At 62.2% G+C, this 22,708-nt stretch carries 22 protein-coding genes; 11 read left to right on the top strand and 11 right to left on the bottom strand.

Going from position 1 to position 22,708, the window contains the following annotated elements:
* The first annotated feature begins 134 nt into the window (after positions 1-134).
* The 11 genes from BUB62_RS17375 to preA all read left to right on the top strand — a co-directional run bounded on the left by BUB62_RS17375 (position 135) and on the right by preA (position 14,373).
* The gene (locus BUB62_RS17375) at positions 135-2,213 is read left to right on the top strand and encodes a VWA domain-containing protein (RefSeq protein ID WP_234988812.1); all 2,079 of its coding nucleotides are present in this window, start codon (positions 135-137) and stop codon (positions 2,211-2,213) included.
* 197 nt (positions 2,214-2,410) lie between these two features.
* Positions 2,411-2,797 carry a hypothetical protein gene (locus tag BUB62_RS17370; RefSeq protein WP_073112332.1) on the top strand — a complete coding sequence of 129 codons (387 nt, stop codon included), beginning with the start codon at positions 2,411-2,413 and terminating at the stop codon, positions 2,795-2,797.
* An 88-nt stretch (positions 2,798-2,885) separates the two neighbouring features.
* Complete coding sequence (locus tag BUB62_RS18820; protein ID WP_084539169.1) at positions 2,886-3,794, top strand: pseudouridine synthase; 909 nt, start codon at positions 2,886-2,888, stop codon at positions 3,792-3,794.
* Between the two features lie 17 nt (positions 3,795-3,811).
* Positions 3,812-4,786, top strand: coding sequence for an alpha/beta hydrolase (locus BUB62_RS17360; protein ID WP_143164257.1), 975 nt, complete (start codon positions 3,812-3,814; stop codon positions 4,784-4,786).
* A gap of 461 nt (positions 4,787-5,247) precedes the next feature.
* A complete protein-coding gene (locus tag BUB62_RS17355; RefSeq protein ID WP_073112329.1) occupies positions 5,248-6,720 on the top strand; it encodes a CoA-acylating methylmalonate-semialdehyde dehydrogenase in 1,473 nt (490 codons plus the stop codon).
* A gap of 197 nt (positions 6,721-6,917) precedes the next feature.
* Positions 6,918-8,270 carry an aminotransferase class III-fold pyridoxal phosphate-dependent enzyme gene (locus BUB62_RS17350; protein ID WP_073112327.1) on the top strand — a complete coding sequence of 451 codons (1,353 nt, stop codon included), beginning with the start codon at positions 6,918-6,920 and terminating at the stop codon, positions 8,268-8,270.
* A 51-nt stretch (positions 8,271-8,321) separates the two neighbouring features.
* Entirely contained in the window at positions 8,322-8,714 is a 393-nt protein-coding gene (locus BUB62_RS17345) for a hypothetical protein (protein WP_073112325.1), read from the top strand.
* An 11-nt stretch (positions 8,715-8,725) separates the two neighbouring features.
* Complete coding sequence (hydA, locus tag BUB62_RS17340; RefSeq protein WP_073112323.1) at positions 8,726-10,099, top strand: dihydropyrimidinase; 1,374 nt, start codon at positions 8,726-8,728, stop codon at positions 10,097-10,099.
* Between the two features lie 212 nt (positions 10,100-10,311).
* Positions 10,312-11,178 (top strand): nitrilase-related carbon-nitrogen hydrolase, encoded by an 867-nt coding sequence (locus tag BUB62_RS17335; RefSeq protein WP_234988811.1) that lies wholly within the window; start codon positions 10,312-10,314, stop codon positions 11,176-11,178.
* Between the two features lie 217 nt (positions 11,179-11,395).
* Positions 11,396-12,727, top strand: coding sequence for an FAD-dependent oxidoreductase (locus tag BUB62_RS17330; RefSeq protein WP_073112320.1), 1,332 nt, complete (start codon positions 11,396-11,398; stop codon positions 12,725-12,727).
* Between the two features lie 266 nt (positions 12,728-12,993).
* Positions 12,994-14,373 (top strand): NAD-dependent dihydropyrimidine dehydrogenase subunit PreA, encoded by a 1,380-nt coding sequence (gene preA, locus BUB62_RS17325; RefSeq protein ID WP_073112318.1) that lies wholly within the window; start codon positions 12,994-12,996, stop codon positions 14,371-14,373.
* Between the two features lie 262 nt (positions 14,374-14,635).
* Here preA and BUB62_RS17320 read toward each other — a convergent pair whose 3' ends face one another.
* From BUB62_RS17320 to BUB62_RS17270, 11 genes are all read right to left on the bottom strand, one after another.
* Positions 14,636-15,391 carry a T9SS type A sorting domain-containing protein gene (locus BUB62_RS17320; RefSeq protein ID WP_073112316.1) on the bottom strand — a complete coding sequence of 252 codons (756 nt, stop codon included), beginning with the start codon at positions 15,389-15,391 and terminating at the stop codon, positions 14,636-14,638.
* 72 nt (positions 15,392-15,463) lie between these two features.
* Positions 15,464-16,360, bottom strand: a complete 897-nt coding sequence (locus BUB62_RS17315) for a hypothetical protein (RefSeq protein WP_073112314.1) — start codon at positions 16,358-16,360, stop codon at positions 15,464-15,466.
* 12 nt (positions 16,361-16,372) lie between these two features.
* Positions 16,373-16,903, bottom strand: coding sequence for a hypothetical protein (locus BUB62_RS17310; protein WP_073112312.1), 531 nt, complete (start codon positions 16,901-16,903; stop codon positions 16,373-16,375).
* Positions 16,890-17,720: a hypothetical protein gene (locus BUB62_RS17305; RefSeq protein WP_073112310.1), complete on the bottom strand. Its 831-nt coding sequence runs from the start codon at positions 17,718-17,720 to the stop codon at positions 16,890-16,892. Before BUB62_RS17305 ends, BUB62_RS17310 begins: the two co-directional genes overlap by 14 nt.
* A 239-nt stretch (positions 17,721-17,959) precedes the next feature.
* Positions 17,960-18,754, bottom strand: coding sequence for a hypothetical protein (locus BUB62_RS17300; protein ID WP_073112308.1), 795 nt, complete (start codon positions 18,752-18,754; stop codon positions 17,960-17,962).
* Between the two features lies 1 nt (position 18,755).
* The gene (locus tag BUB62_RS17295) at positions 18,756-20,153 is read right to left on the bottom strand and encodes a hypothetical protein (RefSeq protein ID WP_073112306.1); all 1,398 of its coding nucleotides are present in this window, start codon (positions 20,151-20,153) and stop codon (positions 18,756-18,758) included.
* Positions 20,154-20,459, bottom strand: a complete 306-nt coding sequence (locus BUB62_RS17290) for a LysM peptidoglycan-binding domain-containing protein (RefSeq protein ID WP_073112304.1) — start codon at positions 20,457-20,459, stop codon at positions 20,154-20,156. It lies immediately after the preceding gene.
* Positions 20,452-20,748 (bottom strand): hypothetical protein, encoded by a 297-nt coding sequence (locus BUB62_RS17285; RefSeq protein WP_073112302.1) that lies wholly within the window; start codon positions 20,746-20,748, stop codon positions 20,452-20,454. Before BUB62_RS17285 ends, BUB62_RS17290 begins: the two co-directional genes overlap by 8 nt.
* Complete coding sequence (locus tag BUB62_RS17280; RefSeq protein WP_073112300.1) at positions 20,741-21,325, bottom strand: hypothetical protein; 585 nt, start codon at positions 21,323-21,325, stop codon at positions 20,741-20,743. Before BUB62_RS17280 ends, BUB62_RS17285 begins: the two co-directional genes overlap by 8 nt.
* Positions 21,309-22,364: a hypothetical protein gene (locus BUB62_RS17275; protein ID WP_073112298.1), complete on the bottom strand. Its 1,056-nt coding sequence runs from the start codon at positions 22,362-22,364 to the stop codon at positions 21,309-21,311. Before BUB62_RS17275 ends, BUB62_RS17280 begins: the two co-directional genes overlap by 17 nt.
* Positions 22,348-22,707, bottom strand: a complete 360-nt coding sequence (locus tag BUB62_RS17270; RefSeq protein ID WP_073112296.1) for a hypothetical protein — start codon at positions 22,705-22,707, stop codon at positions 22,348-22,350. Before BUB62_RS17270 ends, BUB62_RS17275 begins: the two co-directional genes overlap by 17 nt.
* Position 22,708: the final 1 nt, after the last annotated feature.

Here is a 22,708-nt window from a genome sequence, read left to right as displayed (position 1 = left end):
CCTTTCCCTTTGTGCCGTAGCTTTCACTGCGGGGCGAAGGCACTAAGCAGTGCTCCCCCCGTTGCGTACCTTCGTCACGCAACCCTGAGCCGCTGCCCAGGGTTCTTGCTATTCTCACCCGCTATTTTCCTCATTTGATATCCGTCGCCGCTTCTCCCTGGTTTATTCTGTTGTGTCTGGCCGCGGGCGCGGGCTATGCGGCCCTGCTTTACTCGGCCAAAGCGCCCTGGAGCAAGGCCCTGAACTACGCGCTGGCCGCGCTGCGCTTCGTGGTAGTGAGCTTTTTGTGCTTTCTGCTGCTTTCGCCCTTTATCAAAACCACCAGCACCACTACCGAACAGCCCACTATCGTGCTGGCCGTTGATGACTCGCAGTCGGTGGGGCTCTTTACGCCGAAGGACGTGCTGGGTCAGGCCACTACCGGCCTGCAACGGCTGGCCGCAAGCCTGCGCGGCCGGGGATTCCGGGTGGAAACTCGCACGCTGAACTCAGCTCTAAGCCGCCCGACCCGGCCCGATTCGCTCCGCTTTCAGGCATCTGCTACCGATCTGGATGGAATGCTTTCCGGCATTAAGGATGGCTACGACGGCCGCAACCTCGCCGGCGTGGTGCTGCTCTCGGATGGTATCGTGAACCAGGGCCGCTCGCCGGTCTATTCGGAATTTAGCTTCCCGATTTATAGCGTAGCCGTGGGCGACACAGTGCCCAAGAAGGACCTGAGTCTGCCTGCCCTCACGTATAACCGGGTGGCCTTCAGCGGCAATAAATTTCCCATTGAGGCCGAAATCAGCTACGAGGGATTCGCGGGTGGCACGGCGGTGGTGCAGCTGCGCGAAGGTGGCCGCGTGCTCCAGACCCAGCGCGTGAAGCTGCCCGCCGGCCGCCGTCGGCAGAAAACGACGTTTCTTGTTACGGCCCCGGCCCCCGGCAAGCGCCGCTACGAAGTGGTGATTGAAAAGCAGCCGGGCGAGTTCACGGCGCTCAACAACAGCAAGTTCGCCTACCTCGACATTGTGAAGGGCCGGCTGCGGGTGCTGCTGGCCGGCGCGGCCCCCCACCCCGACCTGAAGGCGCTGCGGGCCGCCATCCGGCAAAACGACAACTTCGACCTGACCACCTACCTGCCCGGCATTGCCCCGCTCAAGTCCCAGGATTTCGACGTGGCCATTCTGCACCAGCTGCCCACCCGCGGCGGCGTGGGGGCCGAGGTGCTGGCCCAGGTGCGCGCCCGCCGCGTGCCGGCGCTCTACATCATGGGGGCGCAGTCCGATTTCAACGCCTACAACAGCCTCGGCACCGGCCTCACTATCTCGCCCCGCGGCAGCCAGACCGACGACGTGACGCCGGTGCTGAACCCGGCCTTCGCGCGCTTCACTTTCGAGGAAGATGCCCTGCGCCGCTTCGCCGCCTACCCGCCCGCGCCGGTGCCCTTTGGGGAGCTGCGCCTGGCGGGTGGGGCTGAAGCCGCACTGTATCAGCAGGTGGGCCGCCTGAAAACCCGCAAGCCGCTGCTAGTATTTGGCGGCACGCCGCAGCAGCGCCAGGCCACATTGCTTACGGATGGCAGCTGGCAGTGGCGCCTGCAGGAAGCCGCCGACCATCAGGACCGCCCCGACGCCTACGACCGCCTCATCGTGCGCACCCTGCAGCTGCTCACGGCCAATGCCAATAAGAAGCGCCTCGACGTGTACCCCACCCAGGACGCCTTTACCACCCAGGACGACGTGACCTTCGGCGCGGAAACCTACAACGCCATTTTCGAGCGTATCTACAACCAGCCCATCACCCTTACGCTCACCGACGAAAAGCAGAAAACCCGCACCTTCAGCTTCACCAACAGCGAAGACGGCGCCCCGCTCCACCTCGGCGCGCTGCCCGGCGGCCTCTACCGCTACGCCGCCCGCGCCACGCTCGGCGGCCAGCCCCAGCAGGATGGCGGCGAGCTGCTAGTGCAGGAGCAGCAGCTCGAAACCCTCACCGCCCGCGCCGACCATAACCTGCTCCACCAGCTCAGCCGCCGCAGCGGCTCCCGGCTATATTATCCCAGCCAGTTCGCCCAACTCACCCAGGATATCGAGCGAGCCAACGCCAAACCCGTTATCTACAGCCAGGAAGATCTAAAAGACCTCATCAATCTGAAGTGGCTGTTTTTCCTGATTCTGGCGCTGATAACGGCCGAATGGGCCGCGCGGAAGTATTCGGGCGGAATTTAGATGACTGTTAGTTGACAATTGTCATCCTGAGCTTGCGAAGGACCTTGTGAGATAAGAACAATAATCGAAAAACGACTCGCGCTGGCGTGGTAAAGTCCTTCGCAAGCTCAGGATGACAGACGATTCGGTTTCACATGGCCGTTCTGGGGCAGAAGCGCTTACCTTTGCGGGCTACTCCGGCCTCTGTGTTTGTTTCGATGAAATTCCCCGCACTCTGCTTCCTGTTGCTGCTCACGCTCTGCGCCGGCTGCCAGCCCGGCCTTGAAAAAGAGGCCAAGTCAGCCGTATCCGAATACGCCAGCGACCGGCTCGATGAGCCCCGCGACTACCGCGCCGGCCGCTTCGTGCTGCGCCCCTACACCCGCCGCGACTCGGTGGCCTACGCCGCCACCCTCATCAGCACCGCCGATTCTTCCTCTATCACCAGGCCCGTGAAGCAGCCTGACTCGGTCAGAATCGGCACCTTTGTGCATCACGCCTTTCAGGAGCAAACCAAAACCGGCCGCGTCACCCGCGACAGTGGCGATTTTGTGGTGTATCCGAACCGCGAAGTGGTGGAGCTGGTGATGCGGCCTCGCAAGTAACGCCAGCCGCTGCTTCGCGCCCAGGCTGCACTACTGCTTTTTACTATCTCCGCGAAGCACCGCTTCGCGCTACTTTTCCCCTTTTGCCATGCGCTACGTTCTCGTTCACAAGCCCTACGAAGTCCTCACCCAGTTTACCGACGAAAACGGCCGCGCCACGCTCAAGGACTTTGTAGATGTACCCAACGTCTATCCCGTTGGCCGCCTCGACTACGACAGCGAGGGCCTGGTTTTGCTGACTGATGATAAGCCCTTGCAGCACCGCCTTTCCGAGCCCCGCTTCAAGATCCCGAAAACATACTGGGTGCAGGTGGAAGGCATTCCGACCGATGAAGCCCTGGAGCAGCTGCGCCGCGGTGTAGATATCAAGACCGGCTTCACCTCGCCGGCCGAGGCCGAGATGCTGCCCGAGCCCGTAGCGGTAGCCGAGCGCAGCAAGCCCGTGCGCTTCCGCGTCAACATTCCCACCAGCTGGCTGCGCATCACCATCTCGCAGGGCATGAACCGGCAGGTGCGCAAAATGACGGCCGCCGTGGGCTTTCCCACCCTGCGCCTCATCCGCGTGCAGATTGCCGACCTGCGCATTGCCGGCCTGCCCCCCGGCAAGTGGCGCGACCTCACCGCCGCCGAAATCAAAGACCTCAAGGAGCTGACTGCCGGCCAGGTGCTGGGTCCGAACGACTTCAAATCCGGGGCGCGGCAGCCCGGCGCGGGCAAGTCCACGGGCTTCTGGCCCGGCGGCATCCGCCCCTCCGGCGACTCGCGCAAGCCCGCTGCAGGTAGCAAGCCGAGTGGAGGCAAATTTGGCTTCAGCAAGCCCGATGGCAGCCGTGGTGCGGGCCCAAAAGCCGGGCCCGGCGGCAAAGCGGCGGGCAGCCGGCCGGCCGGGGGCAAACCGGTGGGCGGTAAGCCAACCGGTGGCAAATCCGGCCCGGCGGGCAAGGCGGGCGGGGCGGGGGGCAAAGCCGGGGCCGGGCGGCCCGCGCGCCCCCGGTGAGGCGGCGGGTTGGGCTGATGCTGCTCGTCCTGTTGCTGCTCGTTAATCTCATTGCGTTCAATCACGCCTGGCACTTCACGCACTTCAGCGCCGAGGCCAGCCCGCGCACGGCCAGCCCCGAAAAGCTGACGCTGCCCGCTAAGCTGGGCCTGCTGCTCACCGGCGTTGCCAATCCCAAGCCCGTCAACTCCGGCGTCCCGGATTTTCCTTATGAAACGCTGGCCCTGGATAGTCCCAACGGCCGGCTGGAAATATGGTACGGGGCCGTACCTGCCCCCCGGGGCCGCGTAGCCCTGTTTCACGGCTACACCAGCGATAAGTCGAAGTTGCTGACTGAGGCCGCGTTTTTCCGCTCCCTGGGCTATTCCGTGCTGCTGGTTGATTTGAGCGGGGCGGGCGGCTCGGCCGGCTACCGCTGCACCGTGGGCTACCGCGAAGCCGAGGACGTGGCCACAGCTTTTCACTTTCTGACGCGGCAGCAACCGGCCGTGCCCGTCGTGCTCTACGGTGTGAGCATGGGCGCTGTAGCCATTCTGCGGGCCGAAAGTGAGCTGGGCGTGCGGCCCGCCGCCGCCATTGTGGAGTGCCCCTACGGCAGCATGCTCGAAACCGCACAGAACCGATTCCGCGCGATGCATGTGCCGCCCTTTCCGCTGGCCAACCTGCTCGTATTCTGGGGCGGCATTCAGAACAGCTTCTGGGCTTTCGACCACAATGCCCGTCGCTACGCTGCCCGTATCAGCACCCCTACCCTGCTCCTCTACGGCCTCGCCGATAAGCGCGTCACCCGGCAGGAAACCGACGGTATTTTCGCCGCCCTGCGCGGGCCGAAGCAGCGCCATTACTTTAGCGGCGTTGGCCACGAGCCTTATTGGCACCGCCACCCAGACGCCTGGCAGCAGCAGATCCGGGCGTTTCTACCGCGCATTCCTGCCAGCGGCTTACAAGAAACCCAGGGCAGAAACAGCCGTAGCACGGCAGCAGGCTTGTAGCAATAAATAAGGAGGAAGGAATAAGCCAGAAGTCATCTAGTGGCGACAGGTTTGTAGCAATTCACGCGCTAAATAAACCCAAGCCGCGTAGCGGTGGCAGAGTCGTCCGAGCGGCTCTGTCACCGCTACGCGGCTTTTGCTTTCGTCTGCCCCTGATTCTACAAACCTGCCGCCGCGCTGCGGCTATTATGCCAAATGAGATAAATAGCATTATTTGATGCCCATCAAATTTGGGTTGTAGATAAAGAGCCTACAACAGTTGATCTGGAGCAGAACAACTCATTCCTTCATCCTCATATAGTGACCCACAGTACTTGCAAAGCCATAATCACCTTACCTTTTCAGAACTAAGTTTTTAAATTGGTGGGTGAGCACTCACTTTCTAGCAAGAATAAAAAGATAGCCATCGTTGGGTTGTTTTGCGGAAACCCGTTACTTGCGAAACTTAACACAAACGTAACATGGAAGTCCAAACAGTAAAATACCCTGTTGTTCGCAACTATATTGGTGGTCAGTTTGCAGACAACCAGGCCAGCCGGACGCTGGACGTGGAAAGCCCCCTCACGGGCGAAGTCATATCTACCCTACCCCTCTCCGGCACCGCCGAACTGGACCAGGCTGTACAGGCTGCCAAAGCCGCCTATCCAGCTTGGTCAAGTACTCCAATTAAGGAGCGGGTGCAGATTTTCTACCGCTATAAGGCCCTGCTGGAGCGCGACATGAAAGCCCTGGCCGACCTGGTGCGCGAGGAAAACGGCAAAACCTACGACGAAGCCCGCGCCGAAGTCGAGAAGGCCATTGAGCTGACCGAATTTGCCTGCTCCATGCCCCAGCTGATCCAAGGCGAGTTTCTGGAAGTGAGCAAGGGAGTGGAAGCCCGCGTGGAGCGCAAGCCCCTGGGCGTGGTGGCCAGCATTGCCCCCTTCAACTTCCCCAACATGGTGCCCCACTGGACCATCCCGAACGCGCTGGTGCTGGGCAATACCATGATTCTGAAACCCTCGGAAATCGTGCCCCTGAGTGCTGGCCGCATTGCCGAACTGCTCAAGGAAGCCGGCCTGCCCGACGGTGTGCTCAACATCGTGCATGGCGACCGGGAAATCGTGGAGGCCATCTGCGACCATCCGGCCATTCAGGCCGTGTCGTTCGTGGGCTCCACGGCCATTGCCAAGGTGGTCTACATCCGGGCTACCTCCCACCTGAAGCGCTGCGTGGCGCTGGGCGGGGCCAAAAACCACCTGATGGTACTGCCCGACGCCCACCCCGAAATGACGGCCTCCAACGTGGCGGCCTCCATGTCGGGCTGCGCCGGGCAGCGCTGCATGGCCGGCTCAACGATGGTGGGCGTGGGCGCGGTGGATGGCATCGTAGCCAAGATTGTGGAGGAAGCCCGCAAGATCGTGCCCGGCCAGAACCTGGGCTCCGTCATCAGCAAGGCCGCCAAGGAGCGGATTGAAAAGCACATCACCGAAGCCGAAGCCGCCGGGGCCAAAGTGCTGCTCGACGGCCGCAACACCACCGTGCCCGACCACGAGGGCGGCTACTACGTGGGCGCTACCGTCATCGACTACGTGACCCCCAATATGCGCATTGCCCAGGAGGAAGTATTCGGCCCGGTGCTGGCCATCATGCGCACCAACACCCTGGACGAGGCCCTGAACATCGAAAACGCCAACCCGTATGGCAACGCCGCCGCCGTGTTTACCAGCAGCGGCAGCTCGGCCCGCTACGTGATGGACCACGCCAACGCGGGCATGATTGGCGTCAACATCGGCGTGCCGGTGCCCCGGGAGCCGTTCTCCTTCGGCGGCTGGAACGACTCCAAGTTCGGGGCCTGCGACATTACCGGCAAGAGCAGCATCGAGTTCTGGACCCAGCTGAAGAAGACTACGACGAAGTGGAACCCGGAGTCGCGGGTGAACTGGATGAGCTAGCCTACTTTAGAGCTATAGCTAGAATCTAGGTCCCCTCCTTTTTTCAAGGAGGGGTGTCCGAAGGGCGGGGTGGTTCACGCATTGAACGACTTTTAAAACTAGCTCTAGCCATCGTTCTGCCATTTCAACCACCCCTAGCCCCTCCTCATCTGAGGAGGGGAACTAGCTTCTAGAAAAAATTTCCACCCTCTTTTTACATGGAAACCTACACCGACACCGACAAGGATCAGATCCTGCAGGATAACCTCGAGCATACCCTCTTCTCCTGGTCGAAGCAAACCGGGCTGAACCCGATCAGCGCCGAGCGGGCTGAGGGCGTGTACCTCTACGACCGGGACGGCAAGCGCTACATCGACTTCTCGTCGCAACTCATGAACGTGAACATCGGCCACGGCGACCAGCGCGTGACCGAGGCCGTGGCGGCGCAGATGCGGGAGCTGAGCTACGTGTACCCGGGCATGATTACCAAGGCCCGCGGCGACCTGGGCCGCCGGCTGGCCGAAATCACTGCTCCCAACCTGACCAAGGCCTTTTTCACCCTGGGCGGGGCCGAGGCCATTGAAAACGCCATCAAGCTGGCCCGCGTGTACACCGGCCGCCACAAGATCGTGTCGTTGTACCAGTCGTTTCACGGGGCTTCGTACGGGGCCCTGAGCGTGGGCGGCGACCCGCGCAAGTTTGCCGTGGACAGCCAGGCCATGCCCGGCACGGTGCACGTCGAAAACCCCTACTTCTACCGCTGCCCCTGGTATTCCGAAACGCCCGAGCAGTGCGCCGAGCGGGCCGCGGCGGCTATGGAGCGCATAATAGGCTACGAGAACCCCGGCAGCGTGGCGGCCATCATCATGGAAGGCGAGTCGGGCACATCGGGCTGCATTAAGTACCCGCCCACGTACTGGACGCGGGTGCGCGAAATCTGCGACAAGCACGGCATCCTGCTCATTGCCGATGAGGTGATGTCGGGCTTCGGGCGCACCGGCAAGTGGTTCGGCTCCGACCACCACGGCGTGAAAGTCGACATCATGTGCATGGCCAAGGGCATCACGGCCGGCTACCTGCCCCTGGGCGCGGTGATGGTGGACGACACCATCGCCCACCACTTCGACGACCGGCCCCTGCCGCTGGGCCTCACCTACTCGGCCCACCCGGTAAGCTGCGCCGCCGCCGTGGCCGTGCTCGACATCTACGAGGAGGACGGCCTGCTCGACAACACCGTGCAGATGGGCAAGCACCTCGATAAGCGCGTAGCGGAGCTGATCGAAAAGCACCCCAGCATCGGCGACTGGCGCAATACGGGTCTGTTCGGCTGCCTGGAGCTGGTGAAAAACCGCGCCACCAAGGAGCCGATGGCTCCCTGGAACGCGGCCCCCAGCCAGATGGACATTATGAATAAGGTGGCGGCCCGCATCAAGGAGCTGGGCATGTACACCTTCGTGCGCTGGAACTACATTTTCATTGCCCCCCCGCTGAACATTACCAAAGATGAGCTGGATGAAGGTCTGGCCATTATCTCGGAAGCGTTGAGCATCGCCGACGAGTACGTGCATTAGAATGGAACGCCGCCCGGGGGTCCGGGCCGGCAACCTGGGAGGAAGCTGCTCATGAACCTGTCTCGCCTGCTGCTGCTTCACGCGCTGGTAACCCTGGGAGCGGGCGTGGTGCTCATCCTGAGTCCGGCCCGCATTCCGGCCACGGTGGGTATCGCCCTGCCACCCGACGCCCGCCTGCTGGCCTATCTGCTGGGCGCGGCTGAGCTGGCGCTGGGAGCTTTATCCTACCTGGCGCGCCGCATTCAGGACGCGGGGGCGCTGCGGGTAGTGGTGCGCACGTTTATCGGGTTTCACCTGGCCACCGCGGCCGTTGAGGTGCTGGCATTTTCCCAAGGGCTGACGGCCCGCATCTGGGGCAACGTGGCACTGCGCCTGCTCATTTCGCTGCTGTTTTATTTCTACGGGCTCCGCCGCTCCCCGGCCGGTACCCGCCCAATCACTTAACGATTCAACCCATGTCCCTGCTCCTGCGCAACGGCCGCGTCGTCACCGCCGACTCGGACGCCATCTGCGACATCCTCATCGAGGGCGAAACCATCGTCTCCATCGGCCGCAACCTGAAGGCCGACGGGGCGGAAGTCATCGACTGCACCGGCAAGCTCATCGTGCCCGGCGGCATCGACCCGCACGTGCACCTGGACATGCCGTTCATGGGCACCTTCAGCTCCGACACCCACGAAACCGGTACCCGCGCCGCCCTGCACGGCGGCACCACCACCGTCATCGACTTCGTGCTGCAGAAGCAGGGCCACAGCCTGCGCGAAGCCCTTACCGAGTGGCAGGGCCGCGCCACCGGTACCGCCGTCGGCGACTACTCGTTCCACATGGCCGTGACGGACTTCAACCCCAGCACCAAGGAGGAAATAAAGGACATGGTGGCGGAAGGGATTACGTCCTTCAAAACCTTCATGGCCTACAAGGGTGCCCTGATGATCGACGACGCGCAGATGGTGGGGCTGATGCAGGAGGTGCGCAAGCACGGTGCCCTGGTGACGGCCCACGCCACCAACGGCGACATGATCGACACGCTCATTGCCCAGCACCGCGCCCAGGGCAAACTTTCGCCGCTCTACCACTACCTCTCGCAGCCCGAAGTGACGGAGGCCGAAGCCTCCGGCCGCTTCGCCGACATTGCCAACTACACCGGCGTGCATGCTTACATCGTGCATCTGACGTGCGAAGGCGCCCTGAACCAGGTGCGCCGGGCCACGGAGCGCAACCAGCGCGTGTTCGTGGAAACCTGCATTCAGTACCTGGTGCTCGACGCCTCGCTCTACGAGGATGAGGCCAACGGGGCCAAGGTGGTGATGTCGCCGCCGCTGCGGCAGAAAAAGGACCAGGAAACCCTCTGGGCCGGCATCAACCAGGGCCTGGTGCAGGTGGTGGGCACCGACCACTGCCCCTTTATGTGGGAGCAGAAGCTGATGGGCAAGGACGACTTCTCCAAAATCCCGAACGGCCACCCGGCCATCGAGCACCGCATGGAGCTGCTGTTTTCCGAGGGCGTGAGCAAGAGCCGCATCAGCCTGCAGAAGTTCGTGGCAGTGACCAGCACCAACGCCGCTAAGATCTTCGGCATGTTCCCCCGCAAAGGCACTATCAGCATCGGTGCGGACGCGGATCTGGTTATCATCGACCCTACCAAGAAGCACACGATTTCGGCCGCTACTCACCACATGAATGTCGACTACTCGGCCTACGAAGGCTGGGAGCTGACCGGCAAAATCGACACCGTGCTGCTTCGCGGCCAGGTAGCCGTGGATGCCGGCCAGGCCAAAGTCGGCCGCGGCTACGGCAAGTTCATCAAGCGCGGAAAAACGGCTTTTTAGGAGCTAGGGCAAGGAACTAGTTCCCCTCCTTCCTTCAAGGAGGGGTGCCCGAAGGGCGGGGTGGTAAGCTAGAAAGCTAGAGCTAGCAGGTCGTTCAACGATTGAACCACCCCTAGCCCCTCCTTGAAGGAAGGAGGGGAACTAGCTTTTAGCTCTAGCCCCGCAGCCATTCAAAACTCAACATTCAACACTCACCCCTCAAAATTCCCCCAATGCCACGAATTATCAAATCCGGCCTGATCCAGATGAGCCTGCCCATGACGGAAGGCGAAGGCACGATTGCCGAAATCATGGAAGCCATGGTGCAGAAGCACATTCCGCTCATCGAGGAAGCCGGCCGCCAGGGCGTGCAGATTCTGTGCCTGCAGGAAATCTTCAACACACCTTACTTCTGCCCCGGCCAGGACAAAGCCTGGTATGCCTCGGCCGAGTCGGTACCCGGCCCGACCACCGACCGCATGGCGGAGTACGCCAAGAAGTACAACATGGTGATGATTGTGCCCGTGTACGAGCGGGAGTCGGCGGGCTTTCTGTACAACACGGCCGCTGTCATTGATGCCGACGGCACCTACCTGGGCAAGTACCGCAAAAACCACATTCCGCACACTTCGGGCTTCTGGGAGAAGTTTTTCTTCAAGCCCGGCAACATGGGCTACCCCGTGTTCCAGACCAAGTACGCCAAGGTGGGCGTGTACATCTGCTACGACCGGCATTTCCCCGACGGGGCCCGGGTGCTGGGCCTGAACGGCGCGGAAATCGTGTACAACCCCTCGGCCACCGTGGCCGGCCTCTCCCAGTACCTCTGGAAGCTGGAGCAGCCCGCCCACGCGGCCGCCAACGGCTACTTCATGGGCTGCATCAACCGCGTCGGGGTAGAAAAGCCCTGGAACCTGGGCAAGTTCTACGGCACCAGCTACTTCGTGGACCCACGCGGCCAGATCCTGGCCCAGGCCTCCGAAGACAACGACGAGCTGCTCATCGCCGAGTTCGACCTCGACATGATTGAGGAAGTGCGCAACACCTGGCAGTTCTTCCGCGACCGTCGCCCCGAAACCTACGAGAAGCTGGTCGAGCTGTAAGCCGTTTCTTGGTCGTCTGTCATCCTGAGCAAAGCGAAGGACCTTCCTCCTACCGCAGCAGAAGCTGATTTCAATGCTCATTTCTGCCCCGCGGCGAAGGACTTGGCTTATTGAAAAAAAGCTCCTGAGTTGTCGGAGGCAGGTTCTTCGTTCCGCTTCGCTGCACTCAGGATGACACACGATTTTTCCCCCTTCCTTTCCGAAAATTCCCGCCCCAATGGCTGAATACCCTACTCCTACTTCCGAGCAGGAATTCCACGCGAACTTTGCCCAGCTCAAGCCCCGGATGAACTCCTCCGAGGCCCTGTTTGAAAGCTCGCGCTGCCTGTTCTGCTTCGATGCGCCCTGCATCCAGGCCTGCCCCTCTGGCATCGACATCCCGCAGTTCATCCGCCAGATCAACTCCGGCAACGACACCGGCGCGGCCCGCACCATCTACGAGGCCAACTACTTCGGCAACGCCTGCGGCAAGGTCTGCCCCACGGAAGTGCTCTGCGAGGGGGCCTGCGTGTACAACCTCCAGGACGTGAAGCCTATTGAAATCGGCCGCCTCCAGAGCTTTGCCACCCGTAAGGCCATCGAGGAGGAAAAGCCGCTGTTTACGCCCGGTATCCCCAACGGCCGCAAGGTCGCCATCATCGGCGCGGGGCCGGCCGGCATCAGCTGCGCCTGCGAGCTGCGGGCCCTGGGCTACGAGGTGGACGTGTTCGAGGCCAAAGCCCAGCCCTCGGGCCTGACGGTGTACGGTGTGGCGCCCTACAAAATCACCAACGAGGAAGTCATTGCCGAGATGAATTATCTGCAACAGCAGTTCGGCTACTCGGTGACCTACAACGCGCCCATCAGCTCCCGCGCGGACCTGCAAAAGCTGGAGGAGAAGTACGACGCCATCTTCCTGGGCATCGGGCTGGGCCGCACCAACGCCCTGCGCCTGCCCGGCGAGGAGCGCGAAAACTGCGTGGGGGCGGTCGAATTCATCGAGCAGCTGCGCATGAACCACCACGCCACCGCCGTGGGCCGCAAGGTCATCGTGCTCGGCGGCGGCAACACCGCCATGGACGCCGCTTCGGAATCGTCGCGGATGGGGGCCGACTCGGTGATTCTGGCCTACCGCCGCGGCAAGGAAGACATGGGCGCCTACGAGTTCGAGTATGACCTGGCCAAGGGCGTGGGCGTGAAAGGCCTGTTCCACGTGGCCCCCATCGAAATCGTGGGCAACGGCAAGGTCGAAGGCGTGAAGTTTATCCGCACCGCCCTGCACGAGGGCCAGGTGCAGCCCGTGCCCGGCTCCGAGTTCATCGAGCCCTGCGACATGGTGATCAAAGCTACCGGTCAGGCCAAGCAGACCCAGTTTCTAAGCCTGATTCCGGGCCTGGAAGTAGATGGCAAAGGCCGCATCGTGGCCGACGAGCGCACGGGCCAAACCACCAACCCGCGCTACTTCACCTCCGGCGACGCCCGCAACGGCGGCGCGGAAGTCGTCAATGCCGCCGCCGAAGCCAAAGCCGCCGCCCGCGGCATCCACGAATATTTGAAAACCAGGAGCTAGGAATTAGAAGCAAGAAGCTAGGGGTTAGGGGTTAGGAGCTAGTTCCCCTCCTTTTTTCAAGGAGGGGTGCCCGAAGGGCGGGGTGGTTGCTAGAGCTAGAAAACTAGAGCCAGTAGTCGTTCAACCATAGAACCACCCCTAGCCTCTCCTTGAAAAAAGGAGGGAAACTAACCCTAGTTATCTAGCTCTAGCTTACCACCCCGCCCTTCGGGCACCCCTCCTTGAAAAAAGGAGGGGAGTTTTCTAGCCATAGACCTTACTCTCCCATGCCAGACCTCTCCATAAATTTTGCCGGCATCAAGTCCCCGAACCCCTTCTGGCTGGCGTCGGCGCCGCCGACCAACTCCGGCTACCAGGTGATGAAAGCCTTCGACGCCGGCTGGGGCGGCGCGGTGTGGAAAACCCTGGGCGTGCCCGTCGTGAACGTGTCGAGCCGCTACGGCAGCGTCAACTACCGCGACAAGCGCATGATGGGCTTCAACAACATCGAGCTGATTTCGGACCGCCCCCTGGCCGACAACCTGCGCGAAATCGAGGAAGTCAAGAAGCGCTTCCCCAACCACGCCGTCATTGCCTCCCTCATGGTGCAGAGCCGGCAGGAGTGGCACGACATCGTGCGCCAGAGCCAGGAAGCCGGTGCCGACGGCATCGAGCTCAACTTCGGCTGCCCCCACGGCATGTGCGAGCGGGGCATGGGCTCGGCCGTCGGCCAGGAGCCCGACGTGCTCCAGACCATCGTGGAGTGGGTGATGGAAGTGGCCAAGATTCCGGTTATCGTCAAGCTCACGCCGAACATCAGTGACATCACCGAGCCCGCCATGGCCGCCCGCCGCGGCGGGGCCGACGCCATTTCGCTGATCAACACCATCCAGAGCATCGTCGGCGTGGACCTGGACCTGTTTGCCCCCTACCCCATCGTGGACGGCAAGGGCTCCAACGGCGGCTACTGCGGCCCGGCCGTGAAACCCATTGCCCTGAACATGCTCAAGAACTGCGCCCAGCACCCCGACGTGCGCCTGCCCATCTCCGGCATCGGCGGCATCGAAACCTGGCGCGACGCGGTGGAGCACATCCTGCTCGGGGCCTCCTCGGTGCAGGTCTGCACCGCCGCCATGCACTACGGCTTCGGCATCATCCGCGAAATGACCAGCGGCCTGGAGCAGTACATGACCGACAAGGGCTTCAACACCATCTACGACTTCGTCGGCAAGGCCCTGCCCAACGTGCTACCTTGGGAAGACTTGAACATGAAGTACAAGGTGACGGCCAACATCCACGAGGAGAAGTGCATCGGCTGCCAGCTCTGCTACACCGCCTGCGAAGACGGCGCCCACCAGGCCATCAAGCTCAACGCTGGCACCCGCGTCCCCGAAATCATCGAGGCCAACTGCGTGGGCTGCAACCTGTGCTCCCTGGTCTGCCCCGTCGAGGACTGCATCACCATGGACCGCCAGGACGACGGCACCGCCCACCTCACCTGGAAGGAGCGCACCGAAGCCAACGACATTCCCACCGAGTTCAACGACGAAAAGGCCGGCGGCCGCCACCACTGGGTGCCCGAGCCCGCCGCGGCCCTGGGCAAGGAGAAGCACAAGACGCTGCCCGGCAAGGCCCGCCAGTTTGAGAAGATTACGGTGACGGAGTAGTTGCTCCCCCCACCAAGAACACGGCCCTACTTCCGCGCGGAAGTAGGGCCGTTTCGTTTGTAGTGCCGGCACTGGCAGGCAGATGGATGCAGCTACGGAAACTGTCCGCCCTGCCCAGGGGCGTATAATCAGCAAATTCAATCGTGTATCAAATCAAAACGAATCGTGTACCGATTGAGCACCCGTTCAATGGGTGTTAAATGCCTATAAAACAAAGGAGCCCGGCCATGTGACCGGGCTCCTTTGTTTTGGAATAGTGCAATCAATGCCGAACGATGAACTTCTTACCCGGACCTGTACCAGCGGCTGAAGTGACCCGGTACACGTACGCCCCGCCGCGCAGCTCGTGGGCATTGAGCAGCAGATGGTCAAAGGCCGCATCCACCTGGTAGGACTTCACCACCCGGCCGCTCATGTCCAGCACCTGCAGCGTGGCCACCTCGCCGGGCTTCACCGTGTAAGGCAGGCGTATGGATTGGGTTGTGGGGTTGGGATACGGGCCGGCGATGAGATCATCCGCTTTGTTGGCGGTGCGTAGCGGTGTGTAGGTGCCGGCTAAGGAGTATACTTTACTATACAGGTCGCCTTGCGCGAGCTGCGGATAAGCAATCATCTTGGTGCCAACAGCGGTGTTGTGCACTGACACGTAAGAGCAGGAGTCTACACTAAGCAGGACTGCCCCAGTTTCATCCATTACGCGGGTGGTATTGACGGAAGTGGTATTGAGATATACTATAAATTCTAGCGTGTTGTTGGTATTAAACAACCGGTCGCTGGCGTACTCTACGTAGCTTACCCTCTGGCCAGCCGCTACCGGTACTGCCACTTGACGTAGCAGGGAATGGTTCGCATTATAGATATTCACTTGATGAGTGGCTTCAACGGCTCCGATGTACTTCAGGTCGCCATTAGCCAGCTTGAACGGCTCAACTAGGATAGGATACTTACGCTCCAGTGTGATTTGGGCGCTGGCGATGCTGCTAGTCATTAGGGCCAGGGCGAGTAGGGCTTTTCTCATAAAAAGAAATAAGGGTGAATGGCAAAGCTAACCATTTGCGCTATTCACCCTTATTTATGAAGGAAGTAGCCGCTAAAACCCAATCCACTCCAGCACCACCATTGCCTTGGACGGCGGGCGGTTCTCGTGGGGAAGTCCTTCGCCTGATGATCGAATTCCGTGAGTGTGAGCACCAGTATTAGACGTGGTGAAAGTATCCCGCAGTCCGGTGTTTATAGTTGTGCGAGTAGAACCATTATCACCCTGTCCTGTAACAGCTTGGTATACGCTAACGCTGTGACTGTGTGAGCCGGCCTGATCCATGTCGTGCCCGTGGGCCGGCCCCTCTTCTACCGTCAGCGCCACTTTTTCCAGTCCTATTTGCTTGCCCAATACGCCATAATCAGCATGGCCAGCTTTGTAGCCGACCGGCCATACACCGCCCAACTGCTCTGTCGTGTGCTGCCCATCGGCCAGCGCCCACCCATAGGCTACCGTGCCATACAGGCCCCGGCCGTTCAGGAAATACCCGGCCGCCAGCTTCGTGAGCCATTTCGTGTCCCCCAACATCCGCTGACCCGCTTCCCGCGCTTTCTCCGCTCTCAGCACGCCGTGCTCGGTCACCAGCACCTTCTGGCCCGGCACGTTGCCAGCAGCCCGCAGCAGCGCCAGAGCCTCCGACCGTACGGGCTTCTGGCCGCCGGTCTGGTAGGGGCCGTTTTCAACGACGAGCGGCCCCACGTACAGTTCACCCGGCAGCGCCACGGCGCTGGCCCCGGCGAAGCGGTGCAGCGCCCCGTTCAGCCACACCAGGCCGGGGCCCACATCATATACGCCGGCGCCGGCCGCGCCCACCTCGCAGCCAGACACCACGCAGGGTGGCAGCGCCAGCAGGGGCGCATACAGGGCATATTGGAATTCTTCCTGCAGCGTGGCCAGGTCGTCGAGCACGAACGGGCGGCCACCGGTTTCAAAAATTAGGTTTTTCATGGTTGGTTGAGGTTACACGTACTGAATGCGGTAGCGGATGGTGGCCAGCTTGAACTGGCCGATGCGGGCGCGGAGCGCAGGCTGCTGGGGGCGTAGCGTGGCGGGCACCCGCACCACGAAGCCTACCTGGCTGGCCAGCTCCTGCGCCGTGTAGGCGTAGCGCCAAGGCGGCCCCTCGCGCTCGAAGGTAAAATACACCGGCGGGCGGCTTTCGGCGCTGAAATACAGGTACAGCGGCTCGGTCTGCGCGTCGGAGTTCACAATCCGGATGCGGCGGAAGGCCGCATCAAACCGGTCGTTCAGCGCCCGCTCAAACGAGAGCGTCTGGCCCGAGTAGCTCAGCTCCGTCTGCACGCGGAAGAAATAGACGATAAAGGCGCGGTACACTTCTTCCAGGGGTGTGGTCAGCGCCGCCAGCAGGGCCAGCAGCCGGGGCCGGCGCAGCAGGGTGGGCAGCAGGTTCCGCACCAGCACGGGCAGCTGCAGCTGGTAGCCCACCGGCGGCAGTCGGAACAGCGGCTGGGGTTGGTTAGACTGTGCCATTCGGAATGAAGGTTAGCGTGTCCAGAAAGCCCGCGCCGGGGGCCGTATCTTCCGTGATATAGCCGGCGGCCGTCTCGTACACGCGGGTGAACACCGTGGCCGCCAGCTGGCCGCTGCGGGCCGCTACCCGCGTCAGGGCCAGGTCCGTCACGCCGGGCACCGCCTGAATGGCATCCTCCAGCCGGGCCACGTACACCTGGCCGTCGAAATCCAGCGTAGCCAGGTAGCCGCGCATGGCGGCCCGCACGGCCGCCTTCAGCGTGGGTAGGTCCAGCAGGGCATCGTAGTAGATTACCCCCTCCACCCGCAGCAGATCCGCGCCCAGGCTGCTCATTTCAATGCGCATCCCCGGAAACTGGATGGCCTTCAGGTAGGCGCGGGCCTGCACCATCTCCGCCTCCGTGAGCGAGCGTAGCCCGCCGGGCGCGGCGGCATCGGTGGCCGCTACCTTCAGGTAGAGCTTGCCGGCCAGTTCGTTTTCTTTGGCCGTGGCCTGGCTGATCAGCCGCTGGCCGGTCGAACCAGGTGCGTAGTGGATCCCCGTCTCATCGTCTCGGAGCAAGTCACCGAGCTGGAATTTCTTCAGCTGGTTGGCGTACCACTTCGGCGTACCGGGCCGGGCCTGAGCCAGCTTGGCATCCACGCTGGCGGTGAGCCGGTCAAACAGGTTTTCTATCGCCCAGGCGGCGGTGGCGAAGACATCGGCCAGCAGCTTGTAGATGGCCGTGGCGGAGGGCGAGTTCAGGCCCGCCAGCACGGGCTGGGCGGCCAGGGCGGCGCGGATGGACTGGGAAATTTCTGGGATGGAGCGGGCCACTAGAAGAGGGCTAATTTTGGAAAGAAGGAACAAGGGCTTGGCAAGCCGGGCAGGGACGGACGTGAGCGACCGTTAGCACGTAGGCCCCGTGCGTGGCAATGGCCAGAAATGAAGTGGCACCACACAGGGCATCCGGGTGCGGAGCCATGAAATAATGCGCGTGGACGTGGCCCGCTATCTGCCACCAGCCCGCCGCCGAGGCAAGGGCCGGCGCGGGCGTCGACGCATCCGGCATCAGATTAGTTGGCGTATCCATAAACGGGGTCCCATTCATTGTCGTGGAGGAGTTCTTCCGCAGCAGTCAGGATGCGGTCATGGATTTCTACATGCGCGATGTAGATGGGGGCCGCCCCGCCCAGGCCGCCCGTATTGACACCCAGGCCAATGCGCAGCCCTTTTCGATTGGGGTTTTCTAGGCCACCACCAGTTGTCAGGTTGAGTGGAATGCTGTCACTGTTCAGGCCATCGAGCGTGGACAGGATTCCGGTCTGGGGCTGGGTGCCGCTGCTTTGGGGCAGGTACTTGATATGGTATTTGACGTAGCGCTCCGTGGCCCGTGGGGGCACTTGGGGCTTAATGCCGTCATTGGCAATCTGGTGAATGCCGATGCCGTAGTTGCTGCTGGCCGCATCCGCCAGCAGCGATACCAGATCAAATGCCTGGCGCGTGCCGGTATCACCCCAGCCCAGCACTTCCCGGTTGAAGCCCAGCGGCACCTTGGCGTAGCAAATCACGTGACGGGCATGGTCCCCGTAGAGCGTGTCGGGCAGGTACTCGCCAGCGGGCTGGAAGAGCGAAGCCCCGTAGCCGCACCGCAGCACGGGCACGTTGCCCAACTCGGGAGCCAGCACCGTGGTTACGTCATACTCGCCCAGGAAGCTCTGGCCCTGCGCCGTAACCATGCCCGTGACGGCCTGGCCAGTTTTGGTGATGGTGCTCTGGCCCGGCCCGGCCAGATTGAAGCGGATCAGGGGCTGGGGGGCAGTAGCCCGCGGGGCCTCCTGGTTGCGCCGATAGTGGTGATGTACTGCCATCTTACACGAAGGTGTAGCCGTTCAATACCCACTCATTCATCCCGATCTTAAACAGGGTGACGCTGGCGTACTTCTTGGCTGTTTTGTACTGGTTATCCGCCTGCCGGATCAGCACTGTGCCATTGGCCGGGGCAATAGTTACCTGGGCGTTTCCGGTTTGCAGAATCGTAATCAGCGTGCCCAGGGGGAAGGGCACGCTGCTATTCAGGGGCACAACCACCGACACGGCCGTGGCCGAATTCACCGGCACCACGTTGCCCGCATCACTCAGGCCCAGGGAATAGTTGCCGGATTTCTCCGTACTGCTGGCCAGCGTGGTGCGGACTACTTCCAGCCCGGCGGCATCTATTTTCGTGTCCCATCCCTGCATCTGGCTATCGGTAACAAACCGATGCGTAGCATCCTGGGCAATGATATCGGCCCCGAACTTGCCATCGTTGTTGGGGTCGTACTGCGCCTTGGTCATATCGCCCGTGCCAGCGCCATTGCCACCAGCAGCCGTGCAGGCAACCGTCAGCTTCCCGCTGCTTAGGTTTTTGGTGATGGTGACGTTGGCCCCCGCCTCTAAATGGGCCAGCAGGTCCTCCGCCTCCAGCAGCACTACGCCCGAGCGGCTGTTGAAGCTGCTCACGCCGGCCGCCGGCACCGGCCCGCCGCTGCTCACTCCGGCATCGGGCGAAGTGAAGCGCAGCTGCCAGGGGCTGCTATTGCTCACGATGCCCCCCGAAGTCACTTCCTCGCCGGCCCGGTAGCGGTAGATGGCGATTTTGGTGGCGCTGATGGTATGGAACCAGGCATCCCCGTCCTGGCCCGGCTCGTTTTCGGGCACGTAGGACTCCCACCGCATCGTATTGCCGTCCTTGCCATTCTGGCCCTCCATCGTGGCCAGAAAATCCTTCGTGGAGCCCTCATTGCCGGCATCCTTCCACTGCTGGTAGGCGCTGGTGCCGTTCTGGCCCTTCAGACTGAGCAAGTAGTCGGCTACGCTGCCCTGGTTACCGGCCGCCCGCCACAGCTCGTAGGCGCTGCTGCCGCTCTGGCCCCGCAGGCTGCGCACGAAGTCGGCCTCCGAGCCCGTGTTGCCGGCGCTCTTCCACGATTCGTAGGCGCTTTTGCCCTGCGAGCCCAGCAAGGAGAGCATCAGCGTCCACTCGCCGTCCACCTTCAACTCCAGCGTCTTGCTGGCCAGGTCGAAGTAAGCGTCGTCGTTTTCGCCGGTTTCCACGTCCGGCGGGCCGTAGCCGTGCAGGATTTTGGAGCCCCTGGCCCGGCCTTCGAGGATGGCAATGGCATCGGCCGCGTTGCCAAACACAGTGCGGTAGTTGGCCGCCGTGTTCTTGCGGCCAGAAATGATGTTGTCGGTGATAAACTGCCGAAGCGCGTTTGCGAGAATGCCCATTTAGTGGAAATCTGTTGGATCGTGGTCGTTGTCGTCGTGGTCAATCAGGCCGGTGGTGGGCTCAGGGCCGGTCGGGGGCAGGCTGCCTGTATTGATCATCTGCTGGCGCTGGGCGAAGTATTGCACCAGCTCTGGCCGGGCTATGCGCGTGAGGCTCAGCCCCAGCACCTGGCCCGGCTGCAGCGCGTCGGTGATGGCCAGCCCGTTGTCTTCCGCCAGGCGGAAGACCGCCGCCACGTCGCCGTATTCGCGAAGCGCGATGTCCAGCAGCGTCTGGCCTTCGGTTACTACCGTGCTGCTATCCATGTCGCTTGGCTTTGATAGACAGCTGCCCCTCTTCCGTCAGTGTCACGTCGCAGTCATCGAAGCCATCCATGAGCAGCTGCGTGCTCAGGTCGCGCTCGAACTGCGTGCGGCTGATTTCGGTGCGGGTGCGGCGGGCTACGCCGAACCCCGTGAGCGGGCTTTGCCGCCAGTCGCCTTGGTTGGTGCGCAGGATGAGCCCCACTTCCTGCTCTTCCGAATCGCCGATAACCAGGTCGCCGTTGACGATGAGCAGGTCATCTTCCTCATCGAGTAAAATATCCTTAGCCATGCTTCACGTTGGGGTTTTGAAGATTTGAAAAGGTGCCGACCATCTTGCCGGCCAGCGCGACGTTCATGGCCGCCTTCAACCCGATGCCATCTACCTGCACGGGCATCCAGCCGGGGCTGGCAGTAAGCACACGCTGGATGGCCGCCACTACTGCGTTGGTCTTCTCCAGCTGCTTCTGCAGTTCCGGCGCTTTCACCAGCCCCTCGAACTGTTCGCCGTTCAAGTGCAGCTCGCCGTTTTGCTTCAGCGCCAGCGTCACCCCCCCGGCCGTCTTCACCACAAATTCCTCGATGTCGCTGTATTGGCTGACGAAGGCCATCGTGTCGATGCCGTCCAGGATGGTGACCGATACCTGGCTGCCGACCACCGGGTAGGCCAGAACACCGGCCCCGACCTGATCGGCCAGCACGGCCGTCAGGCGCACGTCGAAGTAGTCAACCCCTTCCTTCACGCCCGTGGCCACGAGGGTGCCCGCCGCCTTGTCCACGCTTTTGACCGTGGCCTGCACCGATTGGTCGGTCAGCATGTCGCGCACCATGTCGCGCAGGGCAGCACGAATTTCAGCTTTGTAGTCCATAGAGCGTAGAGGCCGAGCCCAGCGTGATTTCCTGGCGGTAGCCACCCGCCTCGAAGGTTTTGGAAGTAGCGTCGATGAAGAAGTCGCCGTCGCGCTCCGGATATTCATTGGAGCGGAGCGCGACCAGCTCCCCGTGCCGCACCGAGGGCAGGCCGTAGGTGGTGAAGCTGCCTTTGTAGCCCTCCACCTTCAACTTCTGCACGTCGCGGGTAGCGGTAGCCCGCAGGTCGGCTTCCGATTTCAGATTGAAATAGTTCAGCGTGCGCTCTTCCGCATCCAGTGCCGTGGTGTCGCCGACACTCACCACCAGGTTGCGGCCGTGCAGCTGGTGGCTGGTGGCCTTCACGATTACATGCAGGTCGTCGTTGGTGCGGTACTCCAGCCGGTCATCGAGCACGGCCGTGAGGCCCGTGCGCTGGAAGCTGAAGTTGGTTTTCGGGGCAGCCGTGCCCTGGCGGTACACTTTGCCGCAATACAGCACGCCGTCGCGGAAGTAGCTCACGAAGCCGTATTGCTCCTTCAGCTTCTCCAGCACCTTGGCCACCGTTACGTTGCTGGCTTTGAAGTGCCCCAGGTCCGTATCCAGAGCGTCGATGCGGGTGCCGGCCGGGCAGATGGCCCGGAGCAGGGCCGGTAGCCGCACCCCGCCCGAGCTGAACTTCACCGGGTGGCGCTTCAGCCGGTACATCTCATCCTCGCAGCTGATGGTGACCGGGATGCCGGGCTTCACGTCCGTCACGTAGCCCGTGAACTCGCGCTCCAGCTGCCGGTTGTAGCCCAGCCAGATTTCGATGGGGTCGCCGCGCCGCAGCCATTCCTTAATGGCCAGGTCGCGCTCCTTGAACAGCCAGCGGCCGGGCAGTTGCACCGTGGCCGTGCCCGTCAGGTTGCGCCAGGAGTCTTCCACCTTCACCGATACCACCTTGCGCACGGCGAAGGCCGGCCGGGGCTTGCCGGTGGGGCGGGCAGCTTCCGGAAACAGAACATGCGCCACGAGAACCAAGACCATGAGCAGGAAGCGCTTAATGAGGTTTTGCATAGCGGGTGCGGCCCGTGGCCGTAAAGAGAAAGCCGTAGTCCTTCCAGAATTCGGCCCAGTCGTTGGCCTGTTTCTTCTCCAGCTCCGTGTTGGCCTTGGCACTTTTGGCCTGGTCATCTTCCACCTTCGACACCCGCTCTTCCAGCCCGTTCATGCGGCGGTCGTTCGTGATGACGTAGGTGCTGAAGCGCACATTGTCGGCGGCGATACCTTCTACCGTGCTGAGCACACGCACCAGGAAGAAGCCGATGACGCTGAGCAGCACAGCAATGATGAGTCCCTGATACTTGACCATGTATTTGCTGATGCCCTGGTCGATGGCCTCTTCCGTTGTAGTCGGCACG

The sequence above is a fragment of the Hymenobacter daecheongensis DSM 21074 genome (assembly GCF_900141805.1).
In the GTDB taxonomy this organism is placed as follows: Bacteria; Bacteroidota; Bacteroidia; order Cytophagales; family Hymenobacteraceae; genus Hymenobacter; species Hymenobacter daecheongensis.
This window is presented reverse-complemented; position numbering and strand designations above follow the sequence as displayed.